We start from the raw sequence: 16574 nt of genomic DNA on the forward strand, positions 1-16574 counted from the left end.
ATGCTGCCGCTGTGGATCGCTTTGCAGTTTCTCAGCAGCCTGCCGATTCGCCTGGCGGGCATGCCCGAACCGGAACAACTCGGGCGGTCGCTGCTGTTCTATCCGCTGGTGGGGTTGTTGTTCGGGCTGATCCTTTATGCGTCGAATATGCTGTTGGCCGGCGCTCCGATGTTATTGCATGCGGCGCTGCTGTTGACCGTGTGGGTGTTGCTCAGCGGCGCGCTGCATCTCGATGGCCTGGCCGACAGCGCCGATGCCTGGCTCGGCGGTTTCGGCGATCGCGAGCGCACGCTGACGATCATGAAAGATCCGCGCAGCGGGCCGATCGCGGTGGTCACGCTGGTGCTGGTGTTGTTGCTCAAATTCGCCGCGCTGCTCGCGTTGATCGAGCAAGGGCAGGGCATGGCGCTGATCATCGTACCGGTGCTGGGGCGGGCGGCGTTGCTGGGGTTGTTTCTGACCACGCCGTATGTGCGTGCGGGTGGATTGGGCCAGGCGCTGGCTGATCATCTGCCACGTAAGGCGGGGTGGTGGGTGCTGGGGCTGAGTGCGCTGGGCGGCGTGTTGATCGCCGGTTTCGGCGCGGTGTCGATTTCGTTGGTTGGGTTTGTCTGGCTGCGGCGGTTGATGATGCGGCGGTTGGGTGGGACCACCGGGGATACGGCAGGGGCGATGCTGGAATTGCTGGAGATGGCGGTGTTGGTTGGCCTCGCTTTGGTCTGAAGGATTTGCGTTGATAATGCCGGCCCCTTCGCGAGCAGGCTCGCTCCCACCTTCGGAATGCTATCCCCTGTGGGAGCGAGCCTGCTCGCGAAGGCGGCCTCACCGGCAACAATGATGTTCAGAATCAACTCAACTGTAACTTGATTTAACACACTCGCGGGTATATACACGCATCATGCTTCCTTCTCAGTGTTTGTGCACCAACCTGCGTCGCGCCGCGCGTGGCGTCAGCAGGCATTACGACGGCGCTCTCGACGGCTTCGGGATCAACGTTGCCCAGTATTCTCTGCTGTGCAATCTGCAGCGGCTGGAGCAACCGAGCATTTCCGAACTGGCCGAAGCCATGGGCCTGGATCGCAGCACCCTCGGGCGCAATTTGCGTGTGCTTGAGGGCGAGGGTCTGGTGACGCTGGCCGAAGGCGAGGACATGCGCAACCGCATCGTGCGCCTCACCGAGATTGGCGTGCAGCGACTGACGGCCGCGTTGCCAGCGTGGGAAGCGGCGCAACAGCGGCTGATCGAGCGCCTCGGTGCCGAGAAGCGCGAAACCTTGCTCAAATTGCTCGACGAACTGGCCTGACGGCCGTTTCTTCGAGCTCAAGCGGGTATATACCCGCGACTGGAGAATAACAATGACAACGATGTGGCGTACGTGCGGTTGGGTGTTGCTGGGGAGTGCGCTGATCCTGGCGTTGTCCTTGGGCGTGCGCCACGGGTTCGGTCTGTTCCTGTCGCCGATGAGCGCGCAGTTCGGCTGGGGGCGCGAGGTATTTGCTTTCGCCATCGCCCTGCAGAACCTGATCTGGGGCCTGGCGCAACCGTTCACCGGCGCGCTGGCCGACCGCTTCGGTGCGGCGAAAGTGGTGCTGGTCGGCGGTGTGCTCTACGCGTTGGGTCTGGTATGCATGGGCTTGTCCGATTCGCCGGTGACCCTGTCGCTGAGCGCCGGTCTGTTGATCGGTATCGGTTTGTCCGGCACCTCGTTCTCGGTGATCCTCGGCGTGGTCGGTCGCGCCGTACCGGCCGACAAACGCAGCATGGGCATGGGCATTGCCAGCGCTGCCGGTTCGTTCGGCCAGTTTGCCATGTTGCCGGGCACCCTCGGGTTGATTGGCTGGCTTGGCTGGTCGGCCGCGCTGTTGGTGCTGGGCCTGCTGGTGGCGATGATCGTGCCGCTGGTGAGCATGCTCAAGGACAAGCCATTGCCGGTACTCGGTCATGAACAAACCCTTTCTGAAGCGCTGCGTGAAGCCTGTTCGCACTCCGGGTTTTGGCTGCTGGCGTTCGGTTTTTTTGTTTGCGGCTTTCAGGTGGTATTCATCGGCGTGCACCTGCCGGCGTATCTGGTCGATCAGCACCTGCCAGCGACGGTCGGCACAACGGTGCTGGCGTTGATAGGACTGTTCAATATTTTCGGCACTTACACTGCCGGCTGGCTCGGTGGACGCATGTCCAAGCCGCGTCTGTTGACTGCGCTGTATCTGCTGCGCGCGGTGGTCATCGTGCTGTTCCTGTGGCTGCCGGTGACGACCACATCGGCCTATCTGTTCGGCATGGCTATGGGCTTTCTGTGGCTGTCGACGGTGCCGTTGACTAACGGTACGGTGGCGACCTTGTTCGGCGTGCGCAATTTGTCCATGCTCGGAGGCATCGTCTTTCTGTTCCATCAGCTCGGCTCGTTCCTTGGCGGCTGGCTGGGCGGGGTGGTGTACGACCGAACCGGGAGTTATGACTTGATCTGGCAAGTGGCGATTCTCTTGAGCCTGTTGGCGGCGGCGCTGAACTGGCCGGTGCGCGAGCGGCCGGTGGCACGCCTGCAAGCCGCTGCGAGCGCGGCATGAGCCGAATCTGCACGCGATTCGCCATCGCCGCACTGGCTGCTGCGCTGTTGGCACTGGTGTGGTGGGGCTGGCAGCGCGGCGGGCTGGCGCTGATGCAGTTGGGCATGAGCATTTGCTAGATGGCAGCGTGGCGAGTAACGTCGAAACCTGATGACTGCCCAAGGAAGTTCGAGATGTGGATGCGCTGGTGTGCTGTTCCCGCGTTGCTGATGGCGTTGACTGGCATGGCCCAGGCCGCCGATTGTCCTGAGCTGCTGCAAGGCTCGCTGCCCAAGCTGCGCGCCAAGGAATCCATCGATCTGTGCAAGCAGTACGCCGACAAGCCGCTGGTGGTGGTCAATACCGCCAGCTTCTGCGGTTTCGCGCCGCAGTTCGAAGGTCTTGAGGCGCTCAACAAGCGTTACAAGGCGCAAGGGCTGGAGATGCTTGGCGTGCCGTCGAATGACTTCAAGCAGGAGTCCAAGGACAGCGCCGAAACTGCCAAGGTCTGCTACGCCAACTATGGCGTGACCTTCAACATGACCGAACCGCAGACAGTTCGCGGCGACGAAGCCACGCATCTATTCCAGGTGCTGGCGGCGCAGAGCAATGCGCCGAAGTGGAATTTCTACAAGTACGTGGTCGATCGGCAGGGCAAGGTCGTAGCGAGTTTTTCCAGTCTGACCAAACCGGATGATCCCGAGTTTATCGCCGCGGTCGAAAAGGCGATTGCCTCCAAGCCGCTGAAGCCCTGAAGCCCTGAAGCCCTGAAGCCTTGTGATGATCCTGTAGGAGCTGACGAGTGCAACGAGGCTGCGATCTTTTGATCCTCGAATTCAAGATCAAAAGATCGCAGCCTCGTTGCACTCGTCAGCTCCTACGGATTGTACAAATTTTCAGGCATGAAAAAGCCCCGCCTCTGTAAACAAAGCGGGGCTTTTTCGTGGGCGAGGGGTTAGCCTCGCCACGGTGCATCAGAAGCGGTAAGTCGCGCCGACACCGAAGCCGTTTGCCGAGTTTTCATACTTGGCATCGTAGCTCTGGCCACGCGCGTTTTCGTTGCGGATCTTGACCGACTCTTCTTTCAGGTACGAGTACGCGACGTCGATGGTCAGGTCGTCGGTCGGGCTCCAGCCGGCACCGATACTGAAAATGGTGCGGTCGCCAGTCGGGATGCGTGGCGAGCGGTCTTCGTTATTGGTTGGCGACTGGTCGAAGGTCAGACCGGTACGCAGTACCCATTCCTTGTTCAACTGGTACGAGGTGCCCACCGCGTAGGCCCAGGAGTCATGCCAGTTCTGGTCTTCGTTGATCGAACCGAACTGGCCGGCCAGCAGAGGCTGCACGCCGGAGTTCTTCACGGTGATCTTGTCCAGCTGGCTCCAGCGGGTCCAGGTGGTACCGGCGTAGACGTTCCAGCGATCGTTGATCGCCTGTGTGACCGAGAAGTCCACGGATTCCGGCGTGGTGATCTTCAGCGAAGCGTCGTATTTCTGGTTGGCGCCCAGACCTACAGCGGCCAGCGCGCCATAGTTGACCTTGGTGTCGCCTTCAAGCTTGTAATCGACCTTGGAGTGATAGGTCAGGCCCAGGCGGGTGGTGTCGGTGGCCTGGACCAGCAAGCCGACGTTGTAGCCCAGCGCGGTGTCGTCACCCTTGATCTTGACCTTGCCGTCCGGCAGCGCCTGGGTGATCGAGAGGTTGGATTCCAGCGAGCCGTCGATGCGGTTGATGGTCGGGCCGAAACCGATCGACACCTTGTCGTTGAAGGCGTAGCTGACGGTTGGCTGGAAAGTGATGACTTGCACTTCGGACTTGCTGCCGAAGTAACGGCCGGCAAAGCCGTTTTCATAATCCGTGATCAGACCGAACGGCACATACACACCGAGGCCGAATGCCCAGTGATCATCGATCGGTTTTACATAGAAGCCCATAGGTACTGCGGTGAAGGGCACCATGTCGCCTTTGTTGCTGCCGCCGTTCGGGCTGGAGCTGGCGTTGCTGATATCGGTGTGTGCGTCGACAACGGCGACACCGCCGGTGACTTGTTCGCGCTTGATGCGCGCCATGCCGGCCGGGTTGCCATAAACAGTGCTTGCGTCGTCGGCAGAAGAAGATCGCCCGGCAAAACCAGTCCCCATCCCACTGATGCTTTGTTCGTTGAGGGCAAAACCTGCCGCGAAGATCTGCGTGGAGGCAAGGGTAACGGCGAGGCTAAGGGTGGTTTTGAGCATGACTTTTTTCATTATTAGAACTCCTGGTGATCACCGGGGCGAAAATTACCAACATTTTCGTTCCAGCGCTATAGCCCGTATGCCTTGATTTAGAGCGGTTTTGTAGGACAATCCAACCAGAATGGCGGCCTGTTGCGAGAACTTGTGGAACCGCACGGTCAGCAAGCGACCTGATTCAGCGGTGAAACACAGGTTTGCCAGGCATAGGTGAAGTCACGCAGACGACCTTGCGGTTGAAAGGTCTGGCGCCAGATGCGCGCCATGCCGAGCAGATCGGTCGGAGCGGGGAGGGTGGGGTTCTGTTCTTCTACCAGCAGCCAGGCGATGGCAGTGGCGTAACGCAGGTTGACGGTCAGTTCCAGGTGCGGGCCGCTGAGAAATGCATGCTGGCTGGCGAGGCCGCGCACCAGGCTGGCGCGCTCCGGATCGAGTGCCAGATAATCGTCCCACAGCGCCTGATGCCGATGCTCGGCGATCCGGTAGAGGCCGTGGCCACGGCGGTCATGCAGGGCAGAACCGAGGGCGGACTGGCTGGCGGCGATACCCAGCAGCAGGGATTCGGCAGTTGCGCAGTGGCGTCCCAGATAGATCAATGTGGGACGGATCACATAGCGGCACAGTTCGCTGGCAGCGATACCCATAACACCCTCGGTTCTTGTTGTTGAGGGCGAGTCCTGAAGGGGCTTTGGCAGCAGTGGATCGAATCAGGCTCGCCGTAAGCGGGTCACGCCGCTTGAGTTGAAGTGTAGTGTCATATTCAGCGCGTAAAGGCCTGTTTTTAAAATATTTCCGTCAACGCTCGCCGAGCGTTAGATCGGAACATGCTTAGCAGCGCAGCGCTAACAGTGAATTATCAGGCAATAAAAAGCCCCGCTTTTCAGCAGGGCTTTGCTTTTGCAGCCTGGTCGGCCTTCAGGCAACCAGTGCCTGACGCGTGCGTTCGATCACGGCCTGCAGCGGTTCGGCGCTGGAGTATTGATCGGGGTACAAACGCTCGCTGTGACGAGCGATGCCGTGTTCATTGACCACGGTGAAGCTGAAGCAGCCTTTGCGAGCGGCCATGATCAGGCAGTTCATTGGAGCAAAAGCGTTGGTTAGGGTGCGAATGGCATCCTGAGTCTGGATTTGAGTAGACATAGTTATTAGGTGTTCCTACAAATGACACGGATAAGAACCGTGCAACGTTAAAACGTTCCAGTAACGTTGATCACCATTGATCGAACGAAGAACCCGACTGGAACAAAGCAGCCAGTTTGAAGCGCTGATAAATGAGCGCGCTTGGGCTGGCAGGTAGGTACTTAGGAGGACAGGCATCACAGCGAGGGCAAAGGTTCTGGGCCCGGGGTGAAGATCCTGATCAATTTGCAGGTTGGTTCGGTCAGAGTAAGTGTTCTTCGCAACGCCCTTTGCTTTCATTCAAAGGCAGCGTCGTCGCAAGATTTACCTGGAAACCATCGAGGGGTCGGTCCCGCTTTTTTCGGATATTTCTTCCTGTTGGAAGATTGACCGTGGGAGATGTTCGACCGGAATTGACTTTCAGCTTGGTACTAACGCCGCGGATAGTAACGGATCCGTCGAGACGAAGCAAACCCCGCAATGAAAAAAAGCCTGAAGGGACATGGCCGCGCCTGACCATCCGTCGGCGCGCGGGCTTTCTCGCAAATACTTTTGGCCTTTTCCGTCGCACAAAACGACCCGACAAAGCGCACGCATATAACCGTCTCAGAGGTACTTGTGCACATTAGTTGCACGGAGCGTAACGCAACTGTCATATCGATCCTGACTCCAGCCGCTGCCTGTATCAAAAGTTTAAGTCAATGAAAAATATCGCCTTTTTTTGTTGGTGAAAAAATCGTCAGTTTGACTGCGAGGCCCATTCCATAAGGCTTTGCGAGGATCGTAAAGCGGTTGTCCACTGACTTATCCACAGCTTCTGTGGATTGTCCCTAGCGCTTGCTCTAGGACGGGCGTGCCGGGTTTTTTTCGGCTTTACCTGTAAGAAAAAGAGAGTAAAGTGGCGCGCCTTCCGATCTGTCCCGCAGTGCTTTATGAAGTTTCGCTCAGTATCAGACTCCGTTAGCCCAAACCCGACTCCTGTTACCCCGCCCAAGCGCTTCTCCGTGCGAGTCGCTGAATGGCTGCTCGATGCGCCGCGCCTGAGCGATAGCCCAGGCGCCAAGCATCTCGCCGGCCGTCTGCTCAAGCAACCGGCCCGTGAAGGTGTGGTCGCCGCGCAAAGCCGTCTCGGCCAACTGATCTGCCGTGAATGCGGCAACGCGCGCGACCGGCGTATCGGTCAGGAGCTGCTGCGTCAGGCCGCCCGCGCAGGCGACCGTCGCGCGCAGCAGGAACTCGGTCTCATCGAAGACTGAGCTGTCCAAGCCCTGACACCTTGGTTAACCTTCAGGCTTTATCGGATTGGCAGGAGTCGCTATGGCTATGGACTTGACCAGCATATTGCTTGGTCTGGCGGCAGCAGGCGTGCCGCTGCTGGCGCTGGCCTGGCAACTGCAACGCCGGGCCAGCAACGCCCAGGCTGATCTGGCGTTGCTCGAAGAGCGCCTGGCCATGGCGCAACTGGCTCAGGACGGACTCAATGCTCAGCTTGAAGCCAGCCGCGACGAAATCGCCGATCTTGGCCAGGCCAACGCCGCCAAGCAGGCCGACCTTGCCGCCCTGCGCCGTGAAGTCGAGCTGCTGCAGATCGAGCGCGATGACGCCCGCGACGCCTCCCATGCCTGGAATCTCGAACGCGCCAACAAAGATGCCGAGTTGCGCCGCCTCGACGCCCACGCCGCCTCGCTGAGTGCCGAACTGCGCGAGCAACAGGAAAGCCATCAACAACGCCTCAACGATCTGCAAGGCTCGCGGGACGAACTGCGTGCGCAATTCGCCGAGCTGGCCGGCAAGATTTTCGATGAGCGTGAGCAGCGCTTCGCTGAAACCAGCCAGCAGCGGCTCGGGCAGTTGCTCGATCCGTTGAAAGAACGCATCCAGTCCTTCGAAAAACGCGTCGAAGAAAGTTATCAGGCCGAAGCCCGCGAGCGTTTCTCGCTGGCCAAGGAACTGGAGCGTCTGCAGGCGCTGAATCTGCGTTTGAGCGACGAAGCGACCAATTTGACCCGCGCGCTCAAGGGCCAGAAGACCCAGGGCAACTGGGGCGAACTGATCCTTGAGCGGGTTCTTGAGCACGCAGGGCTGGAGAAGGGCCGTGAGTACCAGACCCAGGTCAATCTCAAAGGCCCGGACGGCGAGCGCTTCCAGCCCGATGTGATCATTTATCTGCCGGGTGACAAGCAAGTGGTGGTCGACTCGAAAGTCAGCCTCACCGCCTATCAACAATATGTTGCGGCTGATGACGACACGTTGGGGCAGATCGCGATCAAGCAGCATGTGTTGTCGCTGCGCAATCATGTCAAAGGACTGGCTGGCAAGGACTACAAGCGCCTGGAAGGCTTGCACAGCCTCGATTTCGTTTTGCTGTTCGTACCGATCGAGGCGGCGTTTTCTGCTGCGTTACAGGCTGAGCCGTCGCTGTTCCAGGAAGCCTTTGACCGCAATATCGTGATTGTCAGTCCGACCACGTTGCTGGCCACGCTGCGGGTGATCGACAGTCTGTGGAAGCAGGAACGGCAGAGCCAGAACGCCCGGGAAATCGCCGAGCGCGCGGGTTGGCTATATGACAAGTTCGTGTTGTTTATTCAGGATCTGGACGAGGTTGGCAATCGCTTGCAGCAACTGGATAAGGCTTACAGCTCTGCGCGCAACAAGCTGACAGAAGGGCGCGGCAATCTGGTCAGTCGCAGTGAGCAATTGAAGTTGCTCGGTGCGCGGGCGAGCAAGAGCTTGCCGGCGGATTTGCTGGAGCGGGCGATGACTGATGTTGACGGGTTGGTTGAGTTGCCTGAGTAGACGTCGTTTTTTTGGCTGATTGGGGGCATATCCGTTGCTGCGGTCGTGGCGGCTGGCGGTTTCGCCTGACGGCGACTTACTTTTTTACAAGCGCCTAAAAAAGTAAGCAAAAAACGCTAGCTCCTGCGTTCGGCCCTCGCAGGCTCGGGTTCCTTCGCTGCGGGATCGATCCGGGCGCAGCGGCTCCGGTTTGCTTCGCTGCACCTCCTTCCGCTGTGTCTGGCTGCGCCAGACGGTCGCTGCGCTCCCACCCCCGGATCAATCCCTCCACTCAGCCTTCCGACGTCGCCCGTGGATCAAAAGCAAGATCAAAAGCGCTCGAGCTAACGCTCATTGTGTAGGAGCTGACGAAGGCTGCGATCTTTTGATTTTGCTTTTCTGCGGAAGCGAGCCTGCTCGCGGTGGCGACCTGAAGGCCAACCAATTTCCATTGAATTCACGCGATCCAACTGTAGGAGCTGCCGAAGGCTGTGATCTTTTGATTTTTTGCTTTTCTGTGGGAGTGAGCCTGGTCGCGAAGGCGACCTGAAGGCCAACCAATTTCCATCGAATTCATGCGATCCAACTGTAGGAGCTGCCGAAGGCTGCGATCTTTGCTTTTGCTTTTGCCTTTCTGTGGGAGCGAGCCTGCTCGCGAAGGCGTCGGCGAAATCACCACCTACAGCGGCAGATACCGACTCAATAACGCCCGCAACGCCGCTGGCTTCACCGGTTTGGCCAGGTAATCCAGCCCTGCCGCGTGCACTTGGGCCACGGTTTCCGGGCGTCCATCCGCACTGATCACCACGCCGGGCACCGGCTCCCCCAGTCGCGTGCGCAACCACGCCATCAGCTCTGTGCCGGTATCGCCGTGGTCGAGGTGATAGTCGACCAGCGCCAGTTGCGGCCGCACGCCTTCATTCAATATCGCTGCGCATTCTTCGCGATTGCGCGCCGTCCACACTTGGCAGCCCCAGCGGCTCAACAGGCTGTTCATGCCGATCAGGATGCTGTCTTCGTTATCGATGCACAGCACCTGCGCGCCGCGGAGCATTTTGCTGTTCGGTTCGACCGAGGCGCTCGCCGCAGGTGTTTGCGTGCGCGCCAGCGGTACCGTCACGCTGAATACACTGCCGCGCCCCGGCCAGGAACGAACGCGCAAGGTATGCCCGAGCACGCGGCACAAGCCGTCAGCGATCGCCAGACCCAGGCCCAGGCCTTTTTCGGCTCGAGTCTGGTGGCTATCTAGGCGCTTGAATTCTTCGAAGATCACCTGCTGCTTGTCCTCCGGAATCCCCGGGCCGCGATCCCAGACTTCCAGACATAACTCGCCACCGCGCCGACGCACGCCCAGCAGCACCGGGCCTTTGGCGTAGCGGAAAGCGTTGGTGAGGAAGTTCTGCAAGATTCGCCGCAGCAGTTTGATGTCGCTGTCGATGCGCAACTGACTGCCGCGCACGCGGAACGTGAGCTTTTGCTCTTGCGCCAGCGCTTTGAACTCCGCGCCGAGGATGTCGAACAGTTCGTTGAGGGCGAAGGCCTTGCGATCCGGGTTGATCTTGCCGTTTTCCAGGCGCGAGATGTCCAGCAGATCGCTGATCAGGTCTTCGGCTGAACGTAGCGAGCTGTCGAGGTGTTGCACCAGTTGTTGCGCCTCGGCGCTCAAGCCTTCGTTTTGATGGGAGAGGGCAGCGGAGAACAGCCTTGCGGCGTTCAGCGGCTGCATCAAGTCATGGCTGACGGCAGCAAGAAAGCGGGTTTTCGACTGGTTCGCCGCCTCGGCGGTGCCCTTGGCTTCGGTGAGTGCAACGTTGAGTTGCGAGAGTTCCTGGGTGCGCTCGCTGACCCGTTGTTCGAGGCCTTCGTTGGCCTCGGTCAGCGCCTGTTCGGCCTCGCGAAACGCAGTAATGTCAGTGAAACTCATGACGAAACCGCCGCCGGGCATCGGGTTGCCGATCAGCTCGATCACCCGGCCATTGGGGAACAGCCGTTCGGAGGTGTGCGCGCGGCCTTGACGCATCCAGTGCAAGCGGCGCGCAACGTGTACTTCCGCTTCGCCGGGGCCACACAAGCCGCGCTCGGCGTTGTAGCGAATGATGTCGGCAATCGGCCGGCCGACGCTGATCAAACCGTCGGGGTAGTTGAACAGCTCCAGATAACGCCGGTTCCACGCCACCAGTTTCAGCGATTGGTCGACCACGCTGATGCCTTGCGTGATGTTCTCGATCGCGCCTTGCAACAGCGCGCGATTGAACTGCAGCACTTCCGAGGCTTCGTCAGCGATCCGGACTACGTCCTCCAGCTGCATTTCCCGACCTTCGATGGCGGCTTTTACTACAGCACGCGTCGACGATGCGCCAAGGACACCGGCCAGCAGGCGTTCGGTATGTGCGATCCATTCGCTGTCGGCGTTCTGGTTGGGGTTAAAGCCCTTGCCCTGGCGGTAGGCGAAACGAATGAAGCTCTGCCGCGCGCGTTCTTCGCCGACAAAACGTGCCGCCAGTTGCAGCAGATCGTCGATCTGCACCGCGAGCATCGATCGACCATTGGGCCGCGCGCTGATTTCCTGGCCGATGAAACGCCCGGCCTGCCAGTGTTCGGAAACTCGCGTGCGCGACAGCACCGACACCCAGGCGAACAGAGTGAAGTTACCCGCCAGCGACAGCACCACGCCTTGGGTCAACGGCGTGATCGGCAGGTTCAGGGGATTGCTGTGCAGCCACGCCAAGCCGGGGAAACTCGCCAGTGACCAGCCGAGACTGTGCGCGGCAATCGGCAGCACCAGCGTGTAAAACCATAGAAACGTGCCGGTGGCGAGACCGGCGAACACGCCCCGGCGGTTGGCCTGTTTCCAGTACAGCGCGCCGAGCATGGCCGGCGCCAGTTGCGTCACTGCGGCGAAGGCGATCTGGCCGATGGTCGCCAGGCTCGCGGTCGAGCCAAGCAAGCGATAGCTGACGTAGGCCAGCAGCAGAATCACCACGATGCTGACCCGGCGCACCGAGAGCATCCACTGGCGGAACACTTCGAACGGGCGCTCGGCGTTGTTGCGGCGCAAGAGCCACGGCAACAGCATGTCGTTGGAAACCATGGTCGACAGCGCGACACTGGCGACAATCACCATGCCGGTCGCTGCCGATGCACCACCGATAAACGCCAGCATCGCCAGCGCCGGATGGGCCTGGGCCAGGGGCAGGCTGATCACGAACGAGTCGGGCAGCACGTGGCTGGGCAGCATCATCTGACCGGCGAGGGCGATCGGGACTACAAACAGCGCGGCCAACGCCAGATAGGCCGGGAACACCCATTTCGCCAGACGCAGATCCTGCGGGTCGATGTTCTCTACCACGGTGACGTGAAATTGCCGCGGCAGGCAGATGATCGCCATCATCGCGACGCCGGTCTGTACCACCATCGACGGCCAGTTGATGGTTTCCTTCCAGTACGCCTCAAGGCGCGGGGCGAGCATCGCCTGATTGAACAGGTCGTCAAAACCGTCATACAGGCCGTAAGTAACGAAAGCGCCGACAGCAAGAAAAGCGAACAGCTTGACCAGTGATTCGAAGGCAATTGCCAAGACCATGCCGCGGTGGTGTTCGGTGGCATCAAGGTTGCGCGTGCCGAAAACGATGGTGAACAACGCCAGCACCAGCGACACGATCAGCGCCGTGTCCTGAGCGCGGGTGCCCATGGCATCGGCGCCGGCACCGATCAACAGGTTCACGCCGAGAACGATGCCTTTGAGCTGAAGGGCAATATAGGGCAAGACGCCAACCAGGCAGATCAGCGCTACGACCACCGCCAGCGATTGCGATTTGCCGTAGCGCGCGGCGATGAAGTCGGCGATGGAGGTGATGTTCTCCTGTTTGCTGATCATCACCATTTTCTGCAGGACCCACGGCGCGCCCACCAGCAGCAGGATCGGCCCGAGGTAGATCGGCAGGAACGACCACAGTTGTTCCGCCGCCTGGCCGACCGCGCCGAAGAAGGTCCAACTGGTGCAGTAAACCGCCAGCGACAGGCTGTACACCCAGGCACGCACTCGCGGCGGCAACGGCGTGCTGCGACGGTCGCCGTAGAAGGCGATGGCGAACATGATGGCCATGTAGGCCAGGGCAACGACGGCGATCAGCCCGGTGGACAACGACATGCAGCACTCCCGACAAAAGACTCCCCGGCACGCCTGCCCGGGCGAACAGTCTCGCATGCGCGCGGCGGTTAGTCAGTGTCGACCAAGGTCGTGGCGTGGCGGGGTGTCGCAGGGATGGATCATTGCGTTTGTGCGTTGATCCTGCCTAGCGCGCAATCGTGTAGGAGCTGCGGCACGCTGCGATCTTTTGATCCTGATATTGAAGATCAAAAGATCGCAGCCTCGTTGCACTCGTCAGCTCCTACATCAATGCTTGCGTCAGTCCAGACGCAGCGCAATATCGATCAGGCGGTGCAACTCATCAACCTCCAGCGCCGCCGCCGAAAACAGAATCCGGAACACCACCGGCGCCACCACCAGATTGATCAAGCGATCGACACTCGGCGTTTTCTCATGCGCATAGCGATCGACAATGGTCTGCAACTGCGCAGCGATGATCGCCACGCAATACCCCGGCGTCGCGCTCGCCTGCACGTCACGCATCATGTTGCGCCCGACCTCCGAACTCATCTCGTCGAGGTACTGCTCGGCCCACGCACGAATATCGCCACGCAGGCTGCCAGTGTTCGCCGGCTCGCTGTCCGGGCGCATGCGGGCGAGGGCGACGTCCGCCAGCAACGCCGCCAGATCACCCCAGCGTCGATAGATTGTCGACGGCGTAACGCCCGCGCGAGCGGCAATTTGCGGGACGGTCACGGTGGAACGTTCCTGCTCTTGCAGCAGCGCATTGACCGCCGAATGAATCGACTCTTGCACCCGGGCACTGCGGCCACCGGGGCGTAAACCTTCTTTAATAGCCATGGCGCAGACCTTAACACAAAGAATTTGCTTTAAGCGCGAAGCGGTAGCACACTCCGCAAAAGCAAAAAGTTAGCTTTTGCGGAGTGTGCCTATGACCAGCCTTGCGTCCCATCGATCCAGCCTGTGGTTTCTCGCGATCACCTTACTCAGTTTTCTCGCCGCTTCCACCGCGCCGACGCCGTTGTATCGCTTGTATCAGGACCAGCTGCACTTCTCAGCGGCGATGCTGACGCTGATTTTCGCCGTTTATGCGTTGAGTCTGCTGGCGGCGTTACTGACGGTCGGTTCGTTATCCGACCATCTGGGGCGTAAGCCAGTGATCTTCACCGCTGTGCTGCTCAACGCGCTGGCGATGCTGCTGTTCATTTATGCCGACAGCGTGTCGTGGTTGATCAGCGCACGGGTGCTGCAAGGTTTCGCCACCGGCATGGCCACTGCCGTATTGAGTGCAACACTGCTCGATACCGATCGCCAGCAGGGGCCGCTGATCAACAGTGTCGCGCCGTTGCTTGGGATGGCCTTGGGCGGTTTGGGCTGTGGCTTGCTGGCAGAGTTCGCACCGGCACCGTTGCAACTGACTTACGGGTTGCTGTTGGCGTTGTTCGTGTTGCAGGGCGTGTATGTCTGGCGCTTGCCGGAAAGTGTCTCGCGACAGAGCGGGGCGTGGGCGTCGTTGCGGCCGACTTTGCATGTGCCGGCGCAAGCGCGTTCAACGTTGTGGCGAGTGCTGCCACTTAACACCGCAACCTGGGCGCTCGGAGGTTTTTATGCCTCGCTGGCACCGTCATTGGTGCGCACGGCCACTGGCTCTACCTCCAATCTGATCGGCGGTGCGACGGTCGCGGCGCTCACCGTGACCGGTGCGTTGATGATCTTCACGATGCGCAATCGTCCGGCCGCTCAGGCACTGCGGCTGGGCGCGAGCTTGCTGCCGGTCGGGCTGGTCCTGATCCTGCTCGGGGTGCATGGCGCCAGTCTGTCGCTGTTCTTCTTCGGCACGCTGGTCGCCGGTTGCGGTTTCGGTTCGGGCTTTTTGGGTGCGGTGCGCAGTCTGGTGCCGCTGGCCTTGCCTCACGAGCGAGCCGGGTTGATGTCGGCGTATTACGTGCTCAGTTATCTGGCGTTCTGTCTGCCGGCGCTGCTTGCCGGGCATCTGGCTCGCAGTTTCGGGCTCCTGGCGACTACTGATGGTTACGGCGTTGTGTTGATCGTGCTGGCCATGGCTGCGCTGCTGCTCAGTCTGCGTCCACAGGCGCGCAAAGTCTGCCGCGCTCCTTGAAAGCCTCTGTTTCGGTTAGCCTTGGCGAACTTCTCTCACGGATCGACTCATGAAGATTATCCGCAGTAAATCGTTTACCGCCGAACGCGCCTGGGGTGCGCTGGACATCGCCAACATGAACGGCATAACCACGCGCCTGCACTGGACCGATCAGCCGTACAAGTGGCACGTCAATGACGGAGAAGAAGTGTTCGTGGTGCTCGATGGTCAGGTGCAGATGCACTTTCGCGAAAGCGGCGAAGAGCGACACGTTCTATTGGAAGTGGGCGACATTTTCTACGCCTCGGTCGGCACCGAGCATGTCGCCCATCCGCAAGGTGTGGCGCGGATTCTGGTGGTGGAAGCCGAAGGCAGCGTTTAGCTGTTTATCTGCAAAACAGATAACAGTTAGAGATATTACCCGTTATATCGATATTCGATTCGGATCTACCATGGGCTCAACCTCACCAGAGGACAGGAGTTCATGATGATTTGCCCAAACAGCGTCACCCCCGGTTACAAGCCGTTCAGCCAGCTTCAGCATCCGCGCGAAGTGATCCGTCAATTCACGCCTAACTGGTTCGCCGCCACCATGGGTACCGGAGTGCTGGCATTGGCGCTGGCGCAATTACCACTGGCCATTCCCGGATTGCGCGCTGTGGCCGAGGGGCTCTGGCTGTTCAATATTGTGTTGTTTGCGCTGTTTACCGCTGCCTACGCTGCGCGGTGGATTTTGTTCTTTGACGAGGCGCGGCGGATTTTCGGCCATTCAACCGTGTCGATGTTTTTCGGCACCATTCCCATGGGCCTGGCGACGATCATCAACGGCTTTCTGTTGTTCGGCCTGCCGCGCTGGGGCGACGGTGTCATTCAACTGGTTGAAGTGTTGTGGTGGATCGATGTCGCGATGTCGCTGACCTGCGGTGTTTTGATTCCGTACATGATGTTTACCCGTCAGGAACACAGCATCGATCAGATGACTGCGGTGTGGTTGCTGCCGGTCGTGGCGGCGGAAGTGGCAGCGGCCAGCGGCGGCTTGCTCGCCCCGCATCTGACCGACGCTCATGCGCAACTCATCGTACTGACCACCAGCTATGTGCTCTGGGCTTTTTCCCTGCCGGTGGCGTTCAGCATCCTGACCATCCTGTTGTTGCGCATGGCCTTGCACAAACTGCCCCACGAAAACATGGCCGCGTCGAGCTGGCTGGCCCTCGGGCCGATCGGCACCGGTGCGTTGGGCATGTTGCTGCTGGGCGGTGAGGCTCCAGCGATTTTTGCCGCGAATGGTCTGCCCGGTGTCGGCGAAATCGCCTCGGGTCTGGGCCTGGTGGCGGGAGTGACGTTGTGGGGTTTTGGTCTGTGGTGGATGTTGATGGCGCTGCTGATCACCTTGCGTTATCTGCGTGACGGCATTCCGTTCAACCTCGGCTGGTGGGGCTTCACCTTTCCGCTGGGCGTGTATTCCCTGGCGACGCTGAAACTGGCGAGCATCCTCAGCCTGACGTTTTTCAGCGTGTTCGGTACGGCGCTGGTGATTTTGTTGGCGGCGATGTGGCTGATCGTCGGCAAGCGCACCGTGCAGGGCGCGTGGCGTGGCGAGCTGTTTGTCTCGCCGTGTATCGCAGGTTTGAAGAAATAAACTGAAAAGTTTAGGTAAGGTGTGGCCTGGATCGCGGTGGGGGATTCCAATAGCAAAC

15 protein-coding genes are annotated in these 16574 nt (G+C 60.0%); 10 read left to right on the plus strand and 5 right to left on the minus strand.

All coding sequences use genetic code 11. The features are described 5' to 3' along the window. The 5 genes from AC0Z4S_RS21380 to AC0Z4S_RS21400 all read left to right on the plus strand — a co-directional run bounded on the left by AC0Z4S_RS21380 (position 1) and on the right by AC0Z4S_RS21400 (position 3298). Positions 1-723, plus strand: coding sequence for an adenosylcobinamide-GDP ribazoletransferase (locus tag AC0Z4S_RS21380; RefSeq protein WP_485624486.1), 723 nt, complete (start codon positions 1-3; stop codon positions 721-723). 175 nt (positions 724-898) lie between these two features. After that, positions 899-1303 (plus strand): MarR family winged helix-turn-helix transcriptional regulator, encoded by a 405-nt coding sequence (locus AC0Z4S_RS21385; RefSeq protein WP_485624487.1) that lies wholly within the window; start codon positions 899-901, stop codon positions 1301-1303. Between the two features lie 52 nt (positions 1304-1355). Further along, positions 1356-2564 (plus strand): MFS transporter, encoded by a 1209-nt coding sequence (locus tag AC0Z4S_RS21390; protein ID WP_485624488.1) that lies wholly within the window; start codon positions 1356-1358, stop codon positions 2562-2564. Beyond that, complete coding sequence (locus tag AC0Z4S_RS21395) at positions 2561-2683, plus strand: hypothetical protein (protein WP_485624489.1); 123 nt, start codon at positions 2561-2563, stop codon at positions 2681-2683. The genes AC0Z4S_RS21390 and AC0Z4S_RS21395 overlap by 4 nt, the downstream gene beginning before the upstream one ends. Before the next feature lie 54 nt (positions 2684-2737). Beyond that, complete coding sequence (locus tag AC0Z4S_RS21400; RefSeq protein ID WP_485624490.1) at positions 2738-3298, plus strand: glutathione peroxidase; 561 nt, start codon at positions 2738-2740, stop codon at positions 3296-3298. Positions 3299-3517: 219 nt separating this feature from the next. Here the strand turns inward: AC0Z4S_RS21400 and AC0Z4S_RS21405 are convergent, their stop codons facing one another. The 3 genes from AC0Z4S_RS21405 to AC0Z4S_RS21415 form a co-directional block, all read right to left on the minus strand. Continuing rightward, on the minus strand, positions 3518-4789 hold the full coding sequence (locus tag AC0Z4S_RS21405) for an OmpP1/FadL family transporter (protein WP_485624492.1): 1272 nt from the start codon (positions 4787-4789) through the stop codon (positions 3518-3520). Between the two features lie 146 nt (positions 4790-4935). After that, entirely contained in the window at positions 4936-5418 is a 483-nt protein-coding gene (locus AC0Z4S_RS21410; protein ID WP_024012180.1) for a hypothetical protein, read from the minus strand. Positions 5419-5689: 271 nt separating this feature from the next. Further along, on the minus strand, positions 5690-5914 hold the full coding sequence (locus tag AC0Z4S_RS21415) for a hypothetical protein (RefSeq protein ID WP_016773719.1): 225 nt from the start codon (positions 5912-5914) through the stop codon (positions 5690-5692). 911 nt (positions 5915-6825) lie between these two features. On the opposite strand from AC0Z4S_RS21415, the gene AC0Z4S_RS21420 reads away from it, so the two are divergent. Then, positions 6826-7149, plus strand: coding sequence for a sel1 repeat family protein (locus tag AC0Z4S_RS21420; protein WP_485624493.1), 324 nt, complete (start codon positions 6826-6828; stop codon positions 7147-7149). Positions 7150-7324: 175 nt separating this feature from the next. After that, positions 7325-8689: a DNA recombination protein RmuC gene (locus AC0Z4S_RS21425; RefSeq protein ID WP_253505165.1), complete on the plus strand. Its 1365-nt coding sequence runs from the start codon at positions 7325-7327 to the stop codon at positions 8687-8689. A gap of 658 nt (positions 8690-9347) precedes the next feature. Here AC0Z4S_RS21425 and AC0Z4S_RS21430 read toward each other — a convergent pair. Together AC0Z4S_RS21430 and AC0Z4S_RS21435 are read right to left on the minus strand one after the other, a co-directional pair. Further along, on the minus strand, positions 9348-12818 hold the full coding sequence (locus AC0Z4S_RS21430; RefSeq protein ID WP_485624495.1) for a hybrid sensor histidine kinase/response regulator: 3471 nt from the start codon (positions 12816-12818) through the stop codon (positions 9348-9350). Positions 12819-13076: 258 nt separating this feature from the next. Then, complete coding sequence (locus AC0Z4S_RS21435) at positions 13077-13619, minus strand: TetR/AcrR family transcriptional regulator (protein ID WP_485624497.1); 543 nt, start codon at positions 13617-13619, stop codon at positions 13077-13079. A gap of 91 nt (positions 13620-13710) precedes the next feature. On the opposite strand from AC0Z4S_RS21435, the gene AC0Z4S_RS21440 reads away from it, so the two are divergent. The 3 genes from AC0Z4S_RS21440 to AC0Z4S_RS21450 all read left to right on the plus strand — a co-directional run bounded on the left by AC0Z4S_RS21440 (position 13711) and on the right by AC0Z4S_RS21450 (position 16516). Beyond that, positions 13711-14898: an MFS transporter gene (locus AC0Z4S_RS21440; protein WP_485624498.1), complete on the plus strand. Its 1188-nt coding sequence runs from the start codon at positions 13711-13713 to the stop codon at positions 14896-14898. Between the two features lie 49 nt (positions 14899-14947). Then, complete coding sequence (locus tag AC0Z4S_RS21445; RefSeq protein ID WP_253500509.1) at positions 14948-15259, plus strand: cupin domain-containing protein; 312 nt, start codon at positions 14948-14950, stop codon at positions 15257-15259. 105 nt (positions 15260-15364) lie between these two features. After that, on the plus strand, positions 15365-16516 hold the full coding sequence (locus AC0Z4S_RS21450) for a TDT family transporter (protein WP_485624509.1): 1152 nt from the start codon (positions 15365-15367) through the stop codon (positions 16514-16516). The last annotated feature ends 58 nt before the right edge of the window (positions 16517-16574 follow it).

The organism is Pseudomonas sp. 1L-B-1-E-C1 (assembly GCF_057291835.1).